This window comes from Planomonospora algeriensis, from assembly GCF_977012225.1.
The window spans coordinates 1-588 of sequence record NZ_CDRNDK010001051.1; the positions used below are offsets into that span (position 1 = coordinate 1).

Annotated in this window: 2 protein-coding genes; both read right to left on the reverse strand. The window is 76.2% G+C overall.

The window, feature by feature from the left end:
* On the reverse strand, nucleotides 1-264 hold a 264-nt coding region (locus ACWJ6R_RS37740; protein WP_449066767.1), incomplete at its 3' end, for a hypothetical protein.
* Between the two features lie 14 nt (nucleotides 265-278).
* Nucleotides 279-588 (reverse strand): hypothetical protein (locus ACWJ6R_RS37745; RefSeq protein WP_449066768.1); only part of this gene is annotated, 310 nt, incomplete at its 5' end.

The following is a 588-nucleotide window of genomic DNA, read 5'->3' on the forward strand; positions in this document are numbered from 1 at the left end:
CTGGGCGGCGAGCAGGGCCTGCGCGGTGAGCGGGCCGCCGGCCGGTGCCGCCGCGGTCGGCTGGGCGGTTCCGCCGGAGGCGTCGGAGCCGCCGGGGGCGCCGGGGACGGGCAGCATGCCCTGGGGCAGGGGACCTCCGGCCGCGAGCAGGGCGAGGAGGGCGGCGAACGCGTCACCGGCCCCGCTCTGGCCCGTCTGTCCCTCGCCGGTGGGAGCCGTCATCGCGGACGGGCTCCCCGCCAGGGGGATCGAAGGCACAGTCAAGATCGTCTCTCCTGCTATCCGATGCCGTTCATGACCGGCTGGATGGTCCGGACGTAGGCCTGGGCGGGATCGAACAGGCCGTTGCCCAGCCCATCGGCAGCGCCGAGCGGCATCTGCGGCAAACCGGTCGATCCGCTGAAACTCGTCGGGCCCGCGCCGTACCCGGTCTGGATCGCGGCCATCGCGGCCAGCAGTTCGGCGCTCACGCCCGTCCCGGCACCTGTCCCGAGCGGACGGCCGGTCCCGGACGGCGTGCCGGACAGCGCGCCCGCCTGTGCCAAGACGCTCGCGAGCGGGGTGGGGGGCCGCGGCGGTGGCGGAGGT